The organism is Candidatus Dormiibacterota bacterium, assembly GCA_035544955.1.
Taxonomy (GTDB): domain Bacteria; phylum Chloroflexota; class Dormibacteria; order CF-121; family CF-121; genus CF-13.
The window spans coordinates 88,557-108,476 of sequence record DASZZN010000009.1 but is presented as its reverse complement, the minus strand read 5'-3'; the positions used below and the strand labels follow the sequence as shown (position 1 = coordinate 108,476).

Sequence of the window (19,920 nt, the reverse complement as noted above, 5' to 3'; positions counted from 1 at the left end):
CATGGCGCTGGACGCGAACGGCCATCCGGTCTCTCGCATCGCGCAGCGCAAGCTCGAACATCTGCGGTTATCACTCGAGGCCTCCGTCCAGTCGACGCGCGGCGCCGGCTTCGAGCGCTTCGCCTTCACCCACCAGGCGCTCCCGGACCTTGACCTGGACGCGATCGACACCACCACGAGCTTTCTGGGCAAACCGCTCAAGCTCCCCTTCCTGATCTCCAGCATGACCGGTGGCGCGCAGGCCGCCGGCGACATCAACCGCCGGCTGGCGCTGGTCGCGCAGACCGTCGGGATTGCCTTCGGCGTCGGCTCCCAGCGTGCCGGGCTGACCCACAAGGACCTCCGCCCCACCTACCAGGTCCGTAGCGTCGCCCCCGACGTCCTGCTCTTCGCCAACCTCGGCGCCGTCCAGCTGAACTACGGCATGCGCAAGGAACAGTGCCTGGAAGCGATCGAGATGATCGGGGCCGATGCCCTGGTGCTGCATCTCAACCCGCTGCAGGAGGCGCTGCAGCCGGAAGGCGACCACAACTTCAAGGGATTGATCGAGAAGATCGCCATGTTATGCCAGGAGCTGCCCGTTCCGGTGATCGTGAAAGAAGTCGGCTGTGGCATCTCGGAGCAAACCGCGACGCTGCTGGCGAAAGCCGGCGTCGCCGCCATCGACGTGGCCGGCCTGGGCGGCACCAGCTTCGCCCGGGTGGAGGCCTTTCGGCGCGAGCGACCCGAGGAAGTCGAGCTCGCCCTCGCCTTCTCCGAGTGGGGCATCCCGACGGCCGAGGCGCTGGTCGCGACGCACCGCGCGGCACCGCGGTTGCCGCTGATCGCCAGCGGCGGACTGCATCACGGTCTCGATGCCGCCAAGGCGATCGGACTGGGGGCGGACCTGACCGGTTTCGCCCACGCCGTCCTCGCTGCGGCTTCGGAGGGCGAAGAGTCGGTACGGCGACTGCTGGACGGCTTCGCCTGGCAGCTACGCGTCGCCATGTTCTGCGCCGGGGCACCCACCATCGCCGCCCTCAAGGCCAACCCACCCACGGAAGCTCGATGATGGCGTGAAGACCAAGAGCTTCGCCAGCCGCACCGATCGCCTGCAGGCGATGAACCAGGCGCTCGACCGCGAACTTTCGCGCCTCTCGCAGCGGGCCGGCTCGAGTCAGAGCTCGCTCCTGACCGAGATGGTGCAGTACCACCTCGGCTTGCGCAAATCCGGCGACCGCCCTGGCAAGCGGCTGCGGGCAAACATCGCGTTGCTCACCTGCGAGGCGTTCGGGCGACGCTACGCGGACGCGCTGTGGGCGGCCGTCGCCGTCGAACTTGTGCACAACTTCTCGTTAGTCTTCGACGACGTCCAGGACCGCGATGAGCTTCGTCGCGGCCGGCCATCGGTCTGGAAGGTCTGGGGGCTGGGCCAGGCGATCAACGCGGGCGCGGCGCTGGAGGCGCTCGTCACCCGGGCCGTTGTCGACCTGCTGCCCGCACGCTATGCCGACCGCACGCGACCGGCGCTCTCGCTGCTTTCCGAGGCGATGCTCGCCCTCTGTCGCGGCCAGGTGATCGACCTGCAGTTCGAACAGCGCGTCGACGTCTCAGTCGACGAGTACCTGGAGATGATCGGCCTCAAGACGGCGGCGCTTTTCGAGTGCTCGGCCCGGCTGGGCGGACTGGCGGCGGGCGTGGGCGACGAGTCGCTCGACAAAGCCGGCAAGTTCGGCTACCACCTTGGCGTCGCATTCCAGGTGATCGACGACATGCTCGGTGTCTGGGGCTCGAGCTCGCAAACCGGCAAGGCGGTCGGCAGCGACTTGAAGAACGGGAAGAAGACGCTACCGACGCTGGTCGCACTCAAAGGCGGGGCGGCCGGCAACCGGCGCGTGCTGCGGGCGCTGCTCACCCGAGCCCGGTTCACCGCCGCCGAGATGGAGACGGCGCGCGCCATCATCACCCAGGCCAGCGCCCAGGGCATTTGCCGCCGGCAGGCGGCCGAGCACCTCGCCGAAGCCCGATTGCAGCTTTTCGGCATGACCGACCGTCCCAACTGGGCCGTCCGTGCCCTGGCCGAGATGGTCACCACCCTGGAGTCGGGACTGGTTTAGGCGGCGTGAGCGACGTTTTAGGGGGCAGCGCATGGGCCGCGGCTGGCACAATGGTCGGAGGAGGATGGGGTCAGCGGCTATACCGGCGCGTACCCCGAGGGTCGTGACATATCTAGTTTGGGCATTGCTATTCGTTCTCGCCATCGGGCAGCCGGCCGTGAGGGGTCCCGTGATGGCACCGAGTGAGGTCATCGGCGTGCATGCGGGAACCGACAACGAGGGCCTCCAGGGGAAGGTCTACGTCGCCCTGGGCGACAGCATCAGCGCCGGCCGTTTCGCGACCGCGCAGGACGGAACGTTTCCCGCGCTGGTCGCCGACAAGCTGGGGATGACGCTTACCCTCGTGGCGCGCAGCGGCGCGAAGGCCGCCTGGGCGATCCCGCAGCTGGGCGCCGTCACCGCTGCCCACCCGGCTTTGGTGACGATCGAGCTGGGCACGAATGATGTCGGCTTCAACACGCCGCCGGACGTGTTCGCGTCGCAGTACGAGACGATCGTGAGTGCGGTCACGGCGCCGCACACGCGCGTGCTCTGCATCGGCAGCTGGCTGCCATCCACGAGCATCGACGCGATCATCGAGCAGGTGTGCGTCCGGCACGGTGGGACGTTCGTCAGCCTGGATGGCTTCTACGCGGTCAACGTATTCCACGGCCAGGACGGTGGGTCGAGTTATCTCGGCCGTGCCGACTGGTTCCATCCCGGTGACCAGGGGCACGCGGCGATGGCCGCGGCCGTCCTCTCCGCACTCGGTGCCGGACCAGCTCCCGTTGTCGGTCCGCCGCCGCCGGTACCACAGATCCCTGACGTCATTCGCACCCATCCGAAATAAAGCGCGCCGTCTTCGTCGGGCGTGCGCTAAGCCTCGAGGACGTCGCCGATCTTGAGCGCCAGATGCAGCGCGAGCCGCACTTCGGCGTTGCGCAGGTCGACCCCGAGCAGATCCTCGATGCGGCCCAGCCGGTAGAGCACCGTGTTGCGATGGAGGTGCAGGCGGTCCGCCGCATCGGTCGGACTGCCATTGGTCGCGAGGTAGGCGCCGAGCGTTTGGAGCAGCACGCCGCGGCGATCCTTTGCTCCCAGCCGCGCCAGCGCGTCGTCGCGAAATTGCCGTAACTCCGGCAGCGGCTGCAGCGCGTAGAGCAGCCGGTAGAGGCCCAGGTTCTTGAACGCGGTCGCGCTGTCGGGTCCAAAGAGGCGCCGGCCCATCGTCAAGGCCTGCTCGGCCTCGCGTGCGCCGCTGGCGATCTCGGCCGTCCCGGTGCGGACCGCACCGTAGCCGAGCGCGACCGGGCCGCCGACGGCGCGGGCCGCGCGATGCAGCTGCTCGATCAGGGCTTTGGGGTCAAGTGCGCGCCGGCCCGCAAGGCTGACCAGCGCCAGTGTTGACTCGCCCCGCTCACGCACCAGCGCACTGGTCCGCATGGTGGCCAGGTGACGTTCCCACGCCGCGCGGATCTTTGGCGCGCGGCCGGGCTCCGCGGGCTCGGCGGCGATGACCAGGTAGGGCGCATCGACGTCAAACCCTTTGCGTTTCGCCCGTTCGCCAGCCGCTTGCTGCGAACCTGGCCGCCCCGCGGTCAGCACGTCGAGCAGCTCTTCCTCGACCTCGTCACGGGCATCACGGGCGGCGCGAGCACGAACCAGCTCGATGGCACAGGCGTGCGCGGCGCGGCCCACCGCCAGCCGATGCATCTCCCCCAGCTCGCCGTCCGAGCCGAGCAATGAGAGAAACCCCGCAATGCTGCCCTGCACCAGGATGGGTGCGACCAGGCGCGCCTGACCCTCGTTCAGCGGCCGCACCGCGACCGGCGGATCGAAGGCGCTGAGCGGGACCTCCCGCAACCATTCCTCCAGCGCCGGGCGTTCCTTGGCAATGGCGGCCGACGTACTCTCGGAGAGTCGACCGGTTCCGACGTAGTCGACGGTGGAATCGCGCTCGAGCACGACCGGCACGCCGGTCAGCTCATGGAGCCGCGCCAGCAGTGCAGGCAGTCCGCGTCCCGCCATCGCGAGCTCACTCAGCTGGCGATGCAAATCCTGCGCGCGCTCGTGCAGCTCGGCTCGGCGGTCGACGATGAAGCGCAGGACCTGCTGCTCCACCTGATCGAGCGGCATAGTCGCCGGCAACGAAAACAGCGGCAGCCCGTGGGCGTCGGCTGCGCGACGCGCCTCGGGGGACACGCGACCGAGGACCGCCGCCCCGGCCACGCCCTGCCCCGCCAGCGAGTCGAGCAGGCGGGCGAGCGTGAGGCGCGGATCAACGGCGGTCAGCACCTGCGGATTGATGAGAAGCAACTCTCCGCCGCGAAGCGGGGTGAACGCCGGCGAGCGGGCCCGGAGCGCCGTGCACCAGACGACCTCGCGGCGGCTGCCGGCGGCCCCAGCCACGAGCTCGGTCTCCTTGGGTAGGGCGCCGCGCCACACATCGTCCACTGTGACATGGGGGTGCGGCGGAGCGGCCGATTTGGTGGGGGCCATCTTCGTGCGCCGCGCCCTACGGCAGCGCGACGAGCGATATTATCCCACAGCGCTGAGGGCGCCATTAAGACGCGGCGCACAAACGCATACACTCCCCCCGCTTGCGGGGGAGGGCAGGGTGGGGGCGGCGCTAGGCCGTTCGGATGCGGCGTCGAGAGGGACGGGTCGGTTTGGCCTTGGGGCGCGCGCGCTCTTTCGCGGGGGCCTTCTTCGCGCCGTTCTTGGCGGCAGGCGCGGGCGAGGCGGCCTTCGCCGGCGGTTTCCAGAGGGACTCGAGATCGTAGTAGGAGCGTTCGCCCGGAAGGAACACGTGCACGATCACGCTGGCATAGTCGAGGACGACCCAGGATCCGTCGTCGTAGCCGGCTGTGCGCAACGGCCGCACGCCCTTCACCTGGCAGGCCCCCACGATCGAGTCGGTGATCGCGCGCACCTGTCGGTCCGTGTCGCCCTCGCAGATGACGAAGTAATCCGCGATCGAGCTTTTCTGCCGGATGTCGAGCCGGACGATGCCCCGAGCCTTCTTATCGGCAGCCGCGTTCACGATGAGCCGGCTGAGCTGAAGGGGGGTCACCGACGTAATTATCGCAATTGTTACGCTCGCCTTTCTACACCGGGGCCGCGGTAGAGCGCATGGTTGCGGATGTAATCGGCCACGGCGGACGGCACCAGGTCTTCGATCGGAGCCCCGCGCGCAAGGCGATCGCGAACCTGATGGGCGGCGATCGCGGGCGTGTCGAGATGGACGATCCGGGTGCGGGCGGGCGCAAACCCCAGCTCGTGCAGTGTCTGCGGCGCGAGCGCGGTCTCGGGCCGGTTGAAGATCACGAAACTCGCGGTATCGAGCAGCTCCTCGGCTTCGTGCCAGGTGCGGATCTGCAGTGCGGCATCGGATCCAACAAGCAGCACGAATCGTTGACCTGGATACGCACGCGCGAGCTCGCGAACGGTATCGATCGTGTAGGAGACACCGCCGCGGTCCAGCTCGATGTGGGAAGGAACCAGCCCATCATGGCCGGCGACCGCCAGCTCCACCATGCACATTCGATCCGGCGCGGGCGCGGCCGGCGCCGCGGTGCGATGAGGGGGCGTCGCATTGGGCATCAACCAGATCTGATCGAGGTCCGCGACACCTCGCAGCTGGCGGGCCGCGGCGAGGTGACCGTTGTGCACGGGGTCGAAGGTCCCGCCCAAAATGCCGATGTCAGCGTTGCGGATCGTAGACAAACTCCACGTCGGAAATTCTCACCATCTCCCCGCCGTGGGCACCGTGGCGCGCCAGCGCGTCGTTCAAACCCCAGCGATCGAGCATGCGCTGGAAATGCGCCAGTCCCTCGGGATTGGTCATGTCGGTCATGGCCAGCAGTCGCTCGAGCTGGTCGCCGGAGACCAGGAACCCACCCTCGACCGGCTCGATCGTGAACGGTTCGGCGGAGGTGGGACCGCGATAGACCTTGAGCGCGGGCAACGGTTGCGGCGCCGGTTCACCCTTGCGCTTCTCGAGCATGCGCCACGCCGCCCAGAGCAAGTCCTGAACCCCGTCACCGGTGGCGGCCGAAATCGGGAAGGTGCGCCGGCGAAGCTTCACCAGGCGCTGTCGAAAGGCGAGGACCTCCGACCCGTCCGTGACGGCGTCCATCTTGTTCAGCGCCACCAGGTGCGGGCGGCGCGCCAGCGCCGCGCTGTATTTCTTGAGCTCAGTCCGCACCTGCTGGTAGTCGCTCCACAACTGGTGCTGATCGCCGGCGGCGGCATCGATGACGTGGATCAGCACGCGGGTGCGATCCACATGCCGAAGGAACTGCAGGCCGAGGCCCGCCCCGGCGTGCGCACCCTCGATCAGTCCGGGAAGGTCCGCCATGACGAAGGTGGCGTCCTCGGCGAGCTCCACGACGCCGAGCACCGGCTCGAGGGTCGTAAAGGGATAGTCGGCGATCTTCGGTTTGGCGGCGCTCGCGGCGGAGAGGAGCGTCGATTTGCCGGCGTTCGGCAGCCCGAGCAGGCCGATATCCGCGATCAGCCGTAGTTCCAGCCAGAGCCAGGTGGACTGCCCAGGCTCGCCCAGCTCGGCGAAGCGTGGCGTCTGGCGGGTGGACGTCTTGAAGCTGGCGTTGCCACGGCCACCTCGCCCGCCCTTGCCGACGACGAGGCGCTGCCCCTGGGCGACCAGGTCAGCGATGGTTTTTCCCTCCTCATCCTTGACCAGGGTCCCCGGAGGAACCGGAAGGACGATATCGATGGCGTCCTTTCCGTGCCGCCGGCTGCCACCGCCGCGGCCGCCGCGGCCCGCGGGGAAGTGATGCTTGAAGCGATAGTCCTGCAAGGAGTTAACCTGCCGCGAGACCTCGAGGATGACATTGCCGCCCCGGCCGCCGTTCCCGCCGTCGGGGCCGCCCCGCGGCACGAACTTCTCGCGGCGGAAGCTCAAGGCACCGGCGCCACCGTCGCCGCCCTTGACGAAGATCTTGACCCGGTCCGTGAACATCAGGACGACCCTGCCAGCGGCATGATCCGAGCCGTGTCAGCCCGGCCGGGCCGGGCGACCGTTAGCTCGACCGGCTAGACGGCTTGCGCGAGGACGGAGACTTTCTTGCGTCCGTGACCAGTTCGCTCGAAGCGGACCACGCCGTCGACCAGCGCGAACAGCGTGTGATCGCGGCCCATGCCAACATTGGTCCCGGGAAAGATCGCCGTGCCTCGCTGGCGAAGCAGGATGGTGCCGGCGTTCACCGCCTGACCCGCGCCCGTCTTCATGCCCAGCCGCTGGCCGACACTGTCGCGTCCGTTGCGTGAGCTCCCTGCGCCTTTCTTGTGTGCCATGTCTTACTCCTGCGTGGTCTTTACTGCGGGCGCCGCTGCGGGTTTGCGGGCTTTCGGTGCCGGCTTCGCGCTCGCCGGCCGCTCCGTCGACGCGGGAGGGCCATTCGCCGCCGGCCGCTCGCCGCTCTTGCCGTCGGGGGCCCGGATGGCGCCGATGCGGAGCTCGGAGAGTTGCTGCCGGTGCCCGGTCTTGCGCCGCTTCCGCTTGCGAGCCTCGAACTTGAACACGATGATCTTGTCGCCGGACCGGTGCGAGACCACCGTCGCCTCGACCGCGGCGCCGGACACGAAGGGCATGCCCACCATCGGCCCGCCATCGCCGCCCACCAGCAAGACCGAGTCCAGGCGCACCGTCTCGCCGACGTTGGCGGACACGCGATCGACGACGATTCGATCGCCCTCCGACACTCGGAACTGCTTTCCGCTGGTGGCTACGATGGCAAACATGGATAAAGCGCCCCCGGGCGCGACTCCGTAGTTTAGCACTAGGCGATGTTCTCCGGCCCCTTGTTGACGTGGTTCTCGTAGAACTGGGTGATCGCCGCCTGATCGTAGACGTCCAGGAACTCGATGTAGTCCCACGCAACCAGGGCCACCTTCCGCGTCATCCCCCTGCTATAGGGGGTCAGCACGACTTTCACCTCGTTGAACGCCGGTTCGGCCGGCGCCAGGTTGCGGACGTAGTTCTCGAGCGAATTCTGGAGCGTGGTGCAGTCGGCGCCCGTCGGGCAGTTGTAGAGGATGGCGATCCCGCCGTGCTCGAGGTTGTGGATGTACTGGCCTTCGACCAGCGGGGTGCTGGAGGTCGCGATCGTCTGCCAGGGGACGGGGGCGATGCCCGCAGCGGAATAGTGCGGCCCGGAGGCGGGCGGATACGACTGGTAGGTCGGACTCGTGGACGGGTCCACGTGCGTTCGGCCCTCATCCGCGACCGGCTGCCCCTGCGTGGTGCTGACCGCGTGGAACGGTAGTCGGTTCTGACTCGTCACCTGGGCCGCGTGATTGAGGGCGAGCGCGACGATCAGGATGGCGAGCGCGGCGGTGCCGAGGACGCCGCCGATGATGAACAGGTTTCGGCGGTCACGAGCGCGCTGGCGCGCCGCCGCCTCTTCCCGTTGCTGCTGCCGGAGCGCCTTCAGCTCCCGCTGGGTTCTGGACACTGCCCCTCATTCTCCCAAACCGACACGCTGACCAAACCGCGGAAGCGCCGCTAGCCCGCTGTGACCATGACAGGCGACTGGTCTGACCCGCCCGTGATCTGGGCGTTGCTGCTGTTCCCGGAGACGACGTTGGCGTGCGCCCCGAGCGCGGCGCTGTTGACCTTCGCCGTGAAGGTGATCACCAGGATGGCGCCATTGAAGCCGCCGGCGGGAACGACAAACGGGCCCCACTGCGGCGTCGCCGAACCAGCCGCCGGCTGGAGCCGCGAGCCGGTGGGCTTCCCGCTGATCGCGATGCTGTTGGTCGTCAGGTAGGTAAAGCCCTGCGGCAAGGTGTCGGTCACCGTCACCGCCTGGGCCGCGTCGTTGCTGTCGTTCTCCAGGGTGATGACGTACGTGACGGTGCCGCTCTGGGCGGCGTACGGGGCGGTCGGCGCGACCGTCATCGTGACGGGCAGTTTGCTCCCCTTGCCGACCGAAACGGGCGCGGTGTTCCCAATCGTCTGCGGTGGAACATCGGCGGAGCTGGTGACCGCCGCCGTCAGGTTGTACAGTCCCGGCGCGACGGCCGGCAAGACCCGGGCCTGAAACGTGAGCCGCAGCAGGCCCGGCACTCCATTGCTCGCCCCCGGGATATCCCACGACGACCAGAGTGGGAGAAGGCTGTTCGCCGGTGGATCGACCGTCGCCACCCGGATCCCGTTGCCTTCATAGTTGGTGGTCGCGCTGTAGAGGAAGCCGGGCGCCAGGCTCACCGAGACCACGACGCGTTTCGCGACCGCCGAGCCGACGTTCGCGACCGAGATGACATAGGTTGCCATGCCGCCCGTCAGGACCTGGCCGGCGGTGGCCGCCGCGGTGAGGGTCAGCGAAGGCCGCGGCTCGACGACGAGCGCGACCGGATCGCCCTGGTCGACCTCCCCGGGGACTGCGGTCGTGATCTTGACCTGATTCTTGTAATCGCCTGGGTTCAACGCCACCTGCACCGTGAAGCTGAGAACGAGGGCGCTGATCGTGTTGCCGTTGCCCGCGGGGATCGTCCACGTTCCCCACGACGGGTTACCCTTGGACGCCGGATCACTGCTGGCGGTGCGGATGGCATTGCCGCCGAGGGTCGTCAGCTCGTAGTAATGAAACCCGGCCGGCAGGACGTCTTCGACGACCAACCCGCGAGCTGCGCCGGCGCCGGTATTGCGGATCGAGAGGGTGATGCCCGTGAAGACCCCGGGCGCGAGGTGCCCTTTGTGGTCGCCGCCGGTGGGGGCATCTGTGCTCTGCGTGATGACCAGCCGCGAGCTTTCGCTACCGGTGCATGCGGCCAGCAGCAGCGGGCTGAGCAGCAGGCTGACGGCGAGAGCGTTTGCGGCGTTCTTGAGTGACCTTGGGCTCATCCGGACTCCTCAGCGGAAGCGGGATCCCACATTCGCCCAGCAACCGTGTCAGCAGGCGCATCGGCATCCCAACGACGTTGTCGTAGGGCCCGCGGATCGATTCGACCAGCCGTTGGCCCTTGCCCTGTATAGCGTAGGCACCGGCCTTATCCTGCGCCTCTCCGGTGCGGACATAGGCCGCGATCACGCGCGGCGAAAGTTCACGCATTGTGACATCCGTCCGCGAGATCCCCTGAGCCTGGCGTCCGGTATGTCCGTCGATGACATGAACCGCGGTGTAGACCTGGTGACGGCGTCCGGAGAGTGACCGCAGGAAGGCGGCCGCCTCGCGGCGGTCGCCGGGTTTCCCATAGATGCGGCGATCGCGGACGACTTCGGTATCCGCCGCGACCACGAGTGCCCCTGGCATTCGCCTCGCGACCGCATTGGCCTTCTCGGCTGCAGCCCAGGCGACGTAGCGGAGCGGGCCGAGCGGCACCGGCGGCCGCTCCTCGATCCCCGGCGGCACGGCCCGAAACGCGATGCCCAACCGCGTGAGGATCTCGATCCGCCTCGGGGACGTCGACGCGAGCACGAGGGGTCGCACGAAATTGCTCCCCGGGTCAGAGCCGCAGCATGCGCAGCAGCAGGGCAGGCGCGACGCCACAGGCGATCGACAGCGCCGGACCGACCCATCCCAATGCCGAACGGGGCCGCTCCAGCGCAGGCGTCAGCGCATGGCGGTCGAGGAGCGGCGCCAGCTGAAGCCCGGCGAGCACCAGGGCGGCCAGCAAGCCGAGGACCAGGCTGGCTTGCAGGGCGGCGATGACGGCGATCGCGGCTCCCGCGAAGGTCACGGCCGGTGGCCAGCTGGAGCGGGCGAGTAGCACCAGCCGGGCGGCCGTCCCCGACCATCGCTCGGGCATGGCCTCGATCCGGACGATCGCGAGGTCGACGAGCAGCAGCGCGGCGGCGAGCGCACCGAGCCCCAGCGAGTCACGTGCACTGATCGCGAGCAGGAGCAGGGCGAAGAGCAGCTGGTCGCGCACGATCTCCGCACGTCCACTCCTGTCGATGAGCCAGGCGAGCACCATCCGCGACACCAACAGCGCGGTGGCGAGCGCTGCGATCCACTGGAACCGAACGAGGTTCGGCGGAGTCACAGCGCCGAGGGTCAGGATGACGAGAAACCCGGTGGCGGGGAGCACGAGCACCCGGAGCATCCCGCCTCGTGAGGCCAGCACCATGAGCACGAGCCCAAGCGCGAGCGCCACGGCCTGCACTCGGCCGCTCCAGGCCGGCGTCGCCAGTCCCTGCAGCACCGGAATAAGGCCAAGAACGCCGAAGGCCAGCCAGGCCGGGTGTTCCGCGTCCCTCACCAGCACCGTGGCCACCGCGATCAGCGCCCCCAGGGCCGCCCAACGCAGGCTGGGCGCCGACGCGCTCACGGCCAGGACCCCCAGCAGCGCCGCCCACTCGAAGCCGACCGGCGCGATGGCCGCACCGGCGACCAGTAAGACGGCGATGGCGAGCAGGATCGCCCCGCTCACGTTGACCGACAGGTCGAAGAGGGCGACGCGGGCGATCGACGTACCGACAATGGCCACCACGGCCGCGGCGCCGGCGAGCCCGAGTAGCCCAACGCTCACCGGTAACCGGAGCGCGCCCGGCAGACGCCAGCGCTCGCCGGCGAGCGGCATCAGCGCCATGGCTCCGGCCACGCCTGCGGTGAGCGGTCCGGCTGGAACGGCGGCGAGGATGACGGCTGCCGCGGCCGCCACCATCAGCACCTGGCCCTGCAGCCGCTCGGGCTGGTCGATCGGGCTGGTAAACCAGGCGGCGCCCAGCGCGCCGAGGAACCAGGGCACCGCGCTGAGCAAGAGCGGGTTCTCGCCAACCGGCAACCGCGAGGCCAGGAAGATGGCGATCAGCAATGCCAGGGCGATGGAGATGACACGCCGTGTCAATCCTTCGAAGCTCGAGTTGACGCGCTGACCCGGGCGTGGCAGCAGCACAGTCGCGACGATCGGTCCGATCGCCCATGTGGCCGAACCGGGGTCGACCAGCAGCAGCAGCGACCAGGCGGCCGCCAGCACCGTGCCGATGGTCGCCACCTGTCGCCGGGGCCCGGCACTGCCGTAGGCCACCAGCAGGCTGACGAGAAACAGCGCCGCCGGCAGGTACACGATCATGAGCGCGTCAGGACGTTGAAGACCGCGATGCCGAAGGCGCCCCAGAGCAGGAAGCGAGTCCATTCCGGCACCGACGGCAACGACACGCCGGGCAATGTCCACGCCACAAAATGCCCTCCCCCTCTGGAGGAGGGTTGGGTGTGGGCTTTGAGGCGAAGCCCCCACACCGCGACCCCGAAGCCCAGCACGAGCGCAAGCGACACGACGAACGCCGGCCAGGTCCCACCACCGGCGACGAGCCCGAACAGACTCGTCGCCACGGTTCCGCGAGGGACCAGCCGGACGGTCGCCGCAGCCGGCACGACGAGGTGGTCCATTACGACAAGTGGAAAGGCGGCGATCAGCAAGAGTCCGGCACCCCATCCCGCGGCGATCTCGAGGCGGGCCGATCGTAACGGCACCATCCGGCGGAGCGTCGCGATCGCCGCGAGGCCCACCGCCAGCAGGACCAGGATCATCGCGAAGAGCAGCCCCCGGGCGTTGAGCGCGAGGCCGCCGAGCCATAACCCGATGAACGCGACGCTTCCCGGGATCATGGCGAGGTTGAGCATGGTGAGTCCCTCCGCGGCCGATCCGGTCGCAACCCGGACGCTGGCAAGCCCCGCGAGCGGGACGAGCAGCAGCCACAGCCAGGTGCAGGCGACCGTCATGAGCGGGTCGCTACCGGTCGAGAACGCCAGGGCGAGGCCCGCCTGAGCGACGAGCACCAGCGCGGCGAGTCGTGGGCCCGGTCGCTCGAGGAGCGCAAGGCCCGCAAACCCGAGCGCCACCAGCGCGCCGACCGCGAAGAGCGCGACCGCCGTCGGGCGGTCGGGGAGCCGGCCGCCCATCAGGGCCAGCATGCGCATCAGCAGGTACCCCGCGGGTGCGACCCAGGCGATAGCGGGCTCGAAAGCCACCGTCGCCTGCGGGCCACCCGTGGTTAGCGCCAACGCCACGACCCGCACGGCAACCGGCAGCAGCACGAGGACAAAGGTCGCGAGCCCGAAGGTATCGGACGGCACGCCCGAGAAGGCGCTGGTTCCGACCGACTGAATCGCGCTGGCGGCCGCCAGCAGCAGCCCGATGTCCGCGACCTGGACAGCGAGACGAAGGCCGCGGCGCCGGCGCGCCGTCTCGTCAACTGCCCCGCTCCAGGCGAGGGTGAGCAGCTGGAGCGCGATGTAGACCAGGAGCAGGTTGTGGGCGAAGATCACCGCGCACGCGGCAGCGCTGGTCAGCAGCCAGCCAAACCAGGGCTCGCGGCGATCACCGCGCAGCCCCAGTCGCGCCAGCATCAGCAACGCCGCGGTGATCAAGGTGACGCTGGCAAACGCCAGCGAGAGCCCGTCGAGCCGGACGGCGAGGTCGGCATAGGGAAACGTCGTCAGGTAAGGAACATCAACGTGCTCGCCGGGCGCGAGCTGCACCAGCTCGACCATGGCGATGATTCCGGCGGTGCCCGTCGCGGCCACGGCGATCCAGCCGTTGGACTTGTGGCGCGGCCGGCGCTGAATAATGGCCGACGCACCCAACAGAGCGAGAAATGGGAGCAGCGCCTGCGCCGCAAGCGGCATGGTTGCCTAGCTCAAGCTAACTAGCGAGCGATGCGCGGCGTGGGGACGGCCCCACCCTGGAGTGGGACCTCTTCGGCGCAGTAGGGGCAGACGCTCCACCCCAGCTTGAGCTGCTTGTTGCAGCGCGGGCAGAGTTTGCTGAACTGCGTCTTGCAGTGCGGGCAGAGGACGTACTGGGAGTCGATCGGCTCGCCACAGCTGGGGCAAGGCCGCAGCTCGCGCGCCGGGCCGCCCGGCTCGGACAACGCTTGGGTCTCGAGCTCCAACGCACGGCGCTCGGCCATCGTCAGCGGTGGCCGGATGATCATGTAGATGAACAGCCCGAAAATCGGCAGCACCAGCGAGAGGCCGGTGGCGAACACATGGAACAGCACGCTGTTCGAGCGCTCCCGCGCGTCGCGGAACGCCCAGTAGGAGAGGCTCAGCCAGAACGCCAGCAGGTAAAAGATGACGATAAAGAGCAGCGGTTTCAGCGACGTTAGATTCGGCAATGCGCCTCCTCAGCACTCACAGAATTTGACTTCCGATACCTTACCCTAATTCGCCGGTTTCACCCAATAGGGCCCGTAGCCCGGCGGCGGCCTGCCGGGCCTGGGCGAGCCGGGCGCGCTCCCGCTCGACGACCGCCTTGGGGGCTTTCTCCGTGAAGTCCGGGTTGTTCAGCTTCGCCTCGATCGACTCGATCTCGCGCAGTTTCTTCTGCAGTTCGGCCTGAAGGCGCTCCGTCTCGACCCCGCCAGCGCCGGGGAGCCCGAGACGCACCGTCGTATCGCCGACGACCACCACTGACTGTGGCATGCCCTCGGGTAGCTTGCCATCGAGCTCCAGCCGGGCCAGCGTGGCCAGGTAGGCGCGGCCGACCGGTTCCGTCAGCAGGCGCCGCGCCGAGGTCACCTCGGCTGGCTGCCGCCGTGGTTTTTGCTCCGATGCCTGACGCACGTTGCGAACCGCCCGCACCACCTCGAGCAGGTGCGCCATCTCCTCTATCAACCCGCGATCTTCGATCGTCTCGTCGGCCAACGGCCAGGCCGCGTACATGATCGTCTCGCCCTCGTGCGGCAGCCGCTGCCAGAGCTCTTCGGTCACGAACGGCATGATCGGATGCAGCAACCTGAGGGTGGTCTCCAGCACGTTGACCGCGACCGCCAGGGCCGTCGCCGTCGAGGCATCGGCAGCTTGCAGCCGTGGCTTGATCAATTCGAGGTAATCGTCGGCAAACTCGTGCCAGGTGAACTCGTAGAGCACATCGATCGCCGGGCCGAACTCGAAACGTTGGAATGATTCGGTGACCAACCGGGTGACCGCGCTGAGCCGTCCGAGGATCCAGGTATCCGCCGGCTCGAGCGTCGCCTCGTCGATCGGCATCACCGGTGCGCCGTCGGGCAGTTTCGCCGCCAGCAGCCGGGTCGCGTTCCAGAGTTTGTTCGCGAAGAGCTGGTAGGACTTGATCTTTTCCTCGGAGAAGCGGATGTCCTGGCCGCCGGTGCCGAAGTACGCGGTCCAGGCGCGGGTCGCATCCGCGCCGTACCGCTCGATCATCTCGAGCGGATCGACGCCGGTCCCGAGCGACTTGCTCATGCGCCGGCCGTCGGGCGCCAGCACCGTGCCGTGGATCAGGACGTCCGAGAAGGGCACGACGTGCAGAAAATGCAGGCTCATGAAGACCATGCGGGCCACCCAGAGGTAGAGGATGTCGCGCGCGGTGTCGAGCACCTGCGTCGGATAGAAGTGGCGCAGATCTTCCGTGTCCGACGGCCAGCCGAGCGTGACGAAGGGCCAGAGCGATGACGAGAACCAGGTATCGAGCACGTCGGGGTCCTGGCTGAGATGGCGGTCGCCGCACTGCTCGCATTGCTGCGGGTCCTTGAGGTAGGCGACCGCGTGCCCGTTGGCGCAGGTCCACACCGGAATCCGGTGGCCGAGCCAGAGCTGGCGGGAAATGTTCCAATCCCGGATATTGCGCATCCAGCGCAGGTACTGCTCGCGCCAGCGCTCGGGGTGGAAGCGCAGAGCGTCCATTTCCGCCACCGCGATCGCCGGCCCCGCCAGCGGTTGCATCCGCACCCACCATTGGGCCGACACGATCGGCTCGATGACCGCCCCGCAGCGGTCGCAGTGGCCGACCGAGTGGCGGTAGGGCTCGACCTTCTGCAAAGCGCCCTCGGCGCGCAACATCTCGACGGTCCGATCGCGCGCCTCCGCGACCCTGAGGCCATGGAGCTGCGGGACCTCCGGGATGTTCATCCGGCCGTCCAGGCTCAGGATGCTGAGGACCGGCAGATGATGCCGCTCCCCGATGTCATAGTCGGTGGCGTCGTGCCCGGGCGTGACCTTGACCGCGCCGGTGCCGAATTCCTGGTCGACGGCCTCGTCGGCGACGATCGGCACCCGGCGGAAGACGATCGGCAGCATGACGGACTTACCGATCAAGTCTTTGTAGCGCCAGTCGTCTGGGTGGACAGCAACCCCGGTGTCGCCCACCATCGTTTCCGGGCGCGCCGTGGCGACCGGGATCGTGCCGCCCCCATCGACCGGGTAGTCCAGGTAATAGAGATGGCCGTCCTCTTCTTCGTACTGCACTTCGAGGTCGGAAATCGCACTCTGGTCACGCGGGCACCAGTTGACGATCCGGGGACCGCGATAGATCAGCCCTTCTTTCCACAGCTGGACGAAGACGTAGCGGATCGCCTCCACGTAGGCCGGGTCCATGGTGAAGCGGATGCGCGACCAATCGGCTGAGAAGCCGAGGCGGCGCATCTGCTGCAGGATGGTGTGGCCGGTGGTGTCGTACCACTCCTGCACGAGCTTGTCCCAGGCCTGGCGACCGATCGCTTCCTTGGACGTCCCTTTCTTCGCGAGCTGCTTTTCCAAGACGTTCTGCGTGGCGATCGCGGCGTGATCCGTGCCCGGCACCCAGAGCGCGGCGTCGCCGAGCATACGGTGCCAGCGGACCAGCACATCCTGCAGCGTGTACATCGCGTGCCCCATGTGCAGGTCACCCGTGATGTTGGGCGGCGGCATCGAGATCGTGAAGGTTTTGCCGGTCAGGCTCTCCCGCGCCTTGAAGTAGCCGCGCTGCTCCCAGGCGTCGTACCAGCGCTGCTCGACAATCTTCGGGTCATACCGCGTCTCCATGGTGCGCAACAGTTTAAAGGCCGGTCGTGCTCCTAGCGGCGTCGCCGTGCCGACCGACTATCCACCGACCGGGTAAATGCCGTACCGGGTCCGGACGATCGTTTGGCCTGATGGAATGGTGTTCTGGAAGGCAGTTTGCCAGCGCTCCGGGTCCAGAATTGACACGAGCATGACCTCCCGGGACCCACGCTTCCATCCCTGGACGGAGAGTTCTGCGGTGCTCTGCAGCATCTCGGCAGTCTTCCAGCCGTGCGCGGTAAGCCAGGTTTGATACCAGGCATAGACGCGATCTGCACTGTCAGACGTTCAAGGACGCTGGTCGTGTAAGCCGAGCCCGGACGACCCAGAAACGAATCCTGCTCGTCAATGCCGCCGTGGTCGATCACGCTCGCTCCCGGATAGTAGAGGGCGAACTCCGGGTGAGTCTCGAGGTCCCGAACTGTGACGCTGCCGAGGGGCAAGCCGTTAGCGTCGCGTCCGGACCAGCCGCCGCACCGTTCCCCGAGCTTGTGGCCCAGCGCCAGGCCGCTGCAGGCGAGGACGATGAGGCCCAACCCGACAGCCAGCAACCGTTTGCGTTTCGACAGTCTTCCCACGGCCGATCTTAATAACTGAATGACCGGGGCGGCACCCCAACCCTTGCGCGAACGTGGTTCGGTGACTTCGCTAGAGAGACGGCTGGCGCGGCGCATCGGATCGTGGCCGTTCGTCGGCGTTCGCGGCCGCCGCCTCTTCGACGCCCGCAGGCTGCGTCAGTTCGGGCAGCAGGATTGTCCCTGTCCTCGGCAGCAGCGCCTCGGCGATGACTTCGTCCATGGTCTTGACGAACTTGAAGGACAGGCGCTTGCGGATATCGACGGGGATGTCGGCCAGGTCGGCCTCGTTGTCCTCCGGCAAGAGAACGGTGCGAATGCCAATGCGGTGGGCGGCCAGGACTTTCTCTTTGAGCCCGCCGATGGGGAGCACTCGACCGCGCAGCGTGATCTCGCCGGTGAGCGCGACGTCTGACCGGATCGGTCGCTGCGACAGCGCGGAGATGATGGCGAGCGCAATCGAGATCCCCGCCGAGGGCCCGTCCTTGGGGATCGCCCCCTTGGGGATGTGGATGTGCAGGTCGAGCTTGTCGCGGAAATCGACCGGGATGCCGAGTGCCTCGGCATTCGATCGCGCATACGACAGCGCGGCCCGCGCCGACTCCTGCATTACATCGCCCATCTGCCCGGTGAGATTCAGGTTGCCCTTGCCCGGCATAGTGATCACCTCGATCGTCAGCAGCACGCCGCCAACCTCGGTCCAGGCGAGCCCGTTGGCGACGCCCACCAGCGGCTCCTTGTGCCCCTCGTCGGGCTTGTACCGGGGCGGCCCGAGCAGGTCATCCAGCCGGCTCGGCGCGATCGTCATCCGGCGGGTCTTGCCCTTGACGACCTCGCGCGCGACCTTCCGGCACACGCCGGCGATCGAGCGTTCCAGGTTGCGGACGCCTGCCTCGCTCGTGTACCGGTTGATCATCGTGGAGACCGCCGGCCTGGTGATTTCGATATGCTTCTCGGTCAGGCCGTGATCGGCGAGCTGCTTGGGGATCAGGAACTCGCGCGCGATCACCATCTTCTCCTCGGCGGTGTAGCCCGGGAGGTTGATCACCTCCATCCGATCGAGCAGCGGCCTCGGGATGGAGTAGTAGACGTTTGCCGTGGTAATGAACAGGACTTCCGAAAGATCGAAGGGGATTTCCAGGTAGTGATCCGAGAAGTGCTTGTTCTGTTCCGGGTCAAGGACCTCGAGCATCGCCGAGGCGGGATCCCCTCGAAAATCCGATGACATCTTGTCGATCTCATCCAGCAGGAACACCGGATTGCGGGTACCGGCCTCGCGCAGGCCCTTGATGATCCGCCCCGGCATCGAGCCGACGTACGTCCTCCGGTGCCCGCGGATCTCGGCCTCGTCGGACACGCCGCCCAGCGACACGCGAACGAATTTCCGCCCGAGCGCGCGGGCGATCGAGCGGCCAAGGCTCGTCTTCCCCACGCCGGGCGGCCCGATGAAGCAGAGGATTGGCCCCTTGGGCGACTTCGTCAGCTGGCGCACGGCCAGGAATTCCAGGATGCGCTCCTTGATCTTTCGCAGGCCGTGATGATCCTCGTCAAGCACCCTCTCGGCCGCACGCAGGTCGGTGACGTCCTCGCTGGACGCGTGCCAGGGAAGGGAGACGACAAGGTCGAGGTAGCTATGCAGCACCGAGATCTCCGGCGAGCCGGGCGGCATCCGCTCCAGGCGGTCGACGTCCTTGAGAAGGCGCTCTTCGATCGCGTCGGCCAGCTCTAGCGTCCTGACGTGTTCGCGCAACTCGTCGAGCTCGGTCGGATGCGCCTCTTCCCCACCCAGCTCTTCCTGGATGACGCGCATCTGCTCCTTGAGGTAGAACTCCTTCTGCCGCCGGTCGATCTGCTGCCGCACGCGCTGCCGGATGGTGCGGTCCATGTCGAGGATCTCGATCTCCCGCTGCAAAACGGTCGAGAGTTTCTCGAGGCGCGCGTTCATCTGGAAGGTCTCCAGCACGTCCTGCTTGTCGGTCACGCCGATGCCCAGGTTGGAGGCCACGATGTCCGCCATCCGGCCGGCATCCTCGACGCCGCGCACGGTGAGGTTGACCTCTGGCGGCACTTTCTTGTCGAGTTCGACGTAGCGGTCAAAGAGGTCGACCACACCACGCATCAGGCCCTCCAGCTCGGGCGAGGGCAGGAAGTCCTCGTCCAGCAAGGCGACCTCTACCCGGAGGTGCGGTTCGGTCTCGATAAATCGTTCGATCACCGCCCGTGATGACCCCTCGATCAGGACTTTGATGGTGCCATCGGGCAGCTTGAGCATCTGCACCACCTCGCCGATCACCCCGACGCGATAGAGGTCCTCCTGCTTCGGGTCCTCGCAATCGGCCTGGCGCTGGGTGCAGATGAACACCTGCTTGCCCTGCCCCATCGCGGCCTCGAGCGCGTTGATCGATCGTTCCCGCCCGACATAGAGGGGCACGATCATGTGGGGAAAGAGAACGACGTTCTTCAGGGGGAGGAGCGCTAGCTGGATGGTGGCCGGCCCGCCGGTCACAGTCGACAAGATCG

General features: G+C 67.8%; 18 protein-coding genes. 3 read left to right on the top strand and 15 right to left on the bottom strand.

Features of this window, described 5'->3' with window-relative positions:
• The first annotated feature begins 1 nt into the window (after position 1).
• The 3 genes from fni to VHK65_02985 all read left to right on the top strand — a co-directional run bounded on the left by fni (position 2) and on the right by VHK65_02985 (position 2,925).
• A complete protein-coding gene (gene fni, locus VHK65_02995; protein HVS05116.1) occupies positions 2-1,051 on the top strand; it encodes a type 2 isopentenyl-diphosphate Delta-isomerase in 1,050 nt (349 codons plus the stop codon).
• Between the two features lie 4 nt (positions 1,052-1,055).
• On the top strand, positions 1,056-2,096 hold the full coding sequence (locus VHK65_02990) for a polyprenyl synthetase family protein (GenBank protein ID HVS05115.1): 1,041 nt from the start codon (positions 1,056-1,058) through the stop codon (positions 2,094-2,096).
• 172 nt (positions 2,097-2,268) lie between these two features.
• Positions 2,269-2,925 (top strand): SGNH/GDSL hydrolase family protein, encoded by a 657-nt coding sequence (locus tag VHK65_02985; GenBank protein HVS05114.1) that lies wholly within the window; start codon positions 2,269-2,271, stop codon positions 2,923-2,925.
• 26 nt (positions 2,926-2,951) lie between these two features.
• Here the strand turns inward: VHK65_02985 and VHK65_02980 are convergent, their stop codons facing one another.
• The 15 genes from VHK65_02980 to lon form a co-directional block, all read right to left on the bottom strand.
• On the bottom strand, positions 2,952-4,574 hold the full coding sequence (locus tag VHK65_02980) for a helix-turn-helix domain-containing protein (GenBank protein HVS05113.1): 1,623 nt from the start codon (positions 4,572-4,574) through the stop codon (positions 2,952-2,954).
• Positions 4,575-4,704: 130 nt separating this feature from the next.
• Positions 4,705-5,148, bottom strand: coding sequence for a ribosome silencing factor (gene rsfS, locus VHK65_02975; GenBank protein ID HVS05112.1), 444 nt, complete (start codon positions 5,146-5,148; stop codon positions 4,705-4,707).
• A 20-nt stretch (positions 5,149-5,168) separates the two neighbouring features.
• On the bottom strand, positions 5,169-5,801 hold the full coding sequence (gene nadD, locus VHK65_02970; GenBank protein HVS05111.1) for a nicotinate-nucleotide adenylyltransferase: 633 nt from the start codon (positions 5,799-5,801) through the stop codon (positions 5,169-5,171).
• Positions 5,779-7,059, bottom strand: coding sequence for a GTPase ObgE (obgE, locus tag VHK65_02965; GenBank protein ID HVS05110.1), 1,281 nt, complete (start codon positions 7,057-7,059; stop codon positions 5,779-5,781). The genes nadD and obgE overlap by 23 nt, the downstream gene beginning before the upstream one ends.
• Before the next feature lie 74 nt (positions 7,060-7,133).
• Positions 7,134-7,394 carry a 50S ribosomal protein L27 gene (gene rpmA / locus VHK65_02960; protein HVS05109.1) on the bottom strand — a complete coding sequence of 87 codons (261 nt, stop codon included), beginning with the start codon at positions 7,392-7,394 and terminating at the stop codon, positions 7,134-7,136.
• A gap of 3 nt (positions 7,395-7,397) precedes the next feature.
• Complete coding sequence (rplU, locus tag VHK65_02955; protein HVS05108.1) at positions 7,398-7,841, bottom strand: 50S ribosomal protein L21; 444 nt, start codon at positions 7,839-7,841, stop codon at positions 7,398-7,400.
• Between the two features lie 38 nt (positions 7,842-7,879).
• Positions 7,880-8,554: a DUF3105 domain-containing protein gene (locus VHK65_02950; protein HVS05107.1), complete on the bottom strand. Its 675-nt coding sequence runs from the start codon at positions 8,552-8,554 to the stop codon at positions 7,880-7,882.
• Between the two features lie 50 nt (positions 8,555-8,604).
• Positions 8,605-9,945 (bottom strand): hypothetical protein, encoded by a 1,341-nt coding sequence (locus VHK65_02945; GenBank protein ID HVS05106.1) that lies wholly within the window; start codon positions 9,943-9,945, stop codon positions 8,605-8,607.
• The gene (locus VHK65_02940) at positions 9,857-10,531 is read right to left on the bottom strand and encodes a Maf family protein (protein HVS05105.1); all 675 of its coding nucleotides are present in this window, start codon (positions 10,529-10,531) and stop codon (positions 9,857-9,859) included. The genes VHK65_02945 and VHK65_02940 overlap by 89 nt, the downstream gene beginning before the upstream one ends.
• A 16-nt stretch (positions 10,532-10,547) precedes the next feature.
• Positions 10,548-12,116: a hypothetical protein gene (locus tag VHK65_02935; GenBank protein ID HVS05104.1), complete on the bottom strand. Its 1,569-nt coding sequence runs from the start codon at positions 12,114-12,116 to the stop codon at positions 10,548-10,550.
• Complete coding sequence (locus VHK65_02930; GenBank protein HVS05103.1) at positions 12,113-13,672, bottom strand: hypothetical protein; 1,560 nt, start codon at positions 13,670-13,672, stop codon at positions 12,113-12,115. The genes VHK65_02935 and VHK65_02930 overlap by 4 nt, the downstream gene beginning before the upstream one ends.
• 20 nt (positions 13,673-13,692) lie before the next feature.
• Positions 13,693-14,163 carry a zinc ribbon domain-containing protein gene (locus VHK65_02925; protein ID HVS05102.1) on the bottom strand — a complete coding sequence of 157 codons (471 nt, stop codon included), beginning with the start codon at positions 14,161-14,163 and terminating at the stop codon, positions 13,693-13,695.
• Positions 14,164-14,203: 40 nt separating this feature from the next.
• Positions 14,204-16,807, bottom strand: coding sequence for a valine--tRNA ligase (locus tag VHK65_02920; GenBank protein HVS05101.1), 2,604 nt, complete (start codon positions 16,805-16,807; stop codon positions 14,204-14,206).
• 57 nt (positions 16,808-16,864) lie between these two features.
• Positions 16,865-17,038: a hypothetical protein gene (locus VHK65_02915; GenBank protein ID HVS05100.1), complete on the bottom strand. Its 174-nt coding sequence runs from the start codon at positions 17,036-17,038 to the stop codon at positions 16,865-16,867.
• Positions 17,039-17,473: 435 nt separating this feature from the next.
• Positions 17,474-19,906, bottom strand: coding sequence for an endopeptidase La (lon, locus tag VHK65_02910; GenBank protein HVS05099.1), 2,433 nt, complete (start codon positions 19,904-19,906; stop codon positions 17,474-17,476).
• Between the last annotated feature and the right edge of the window lie 14 nt (positions 19,907-19,920).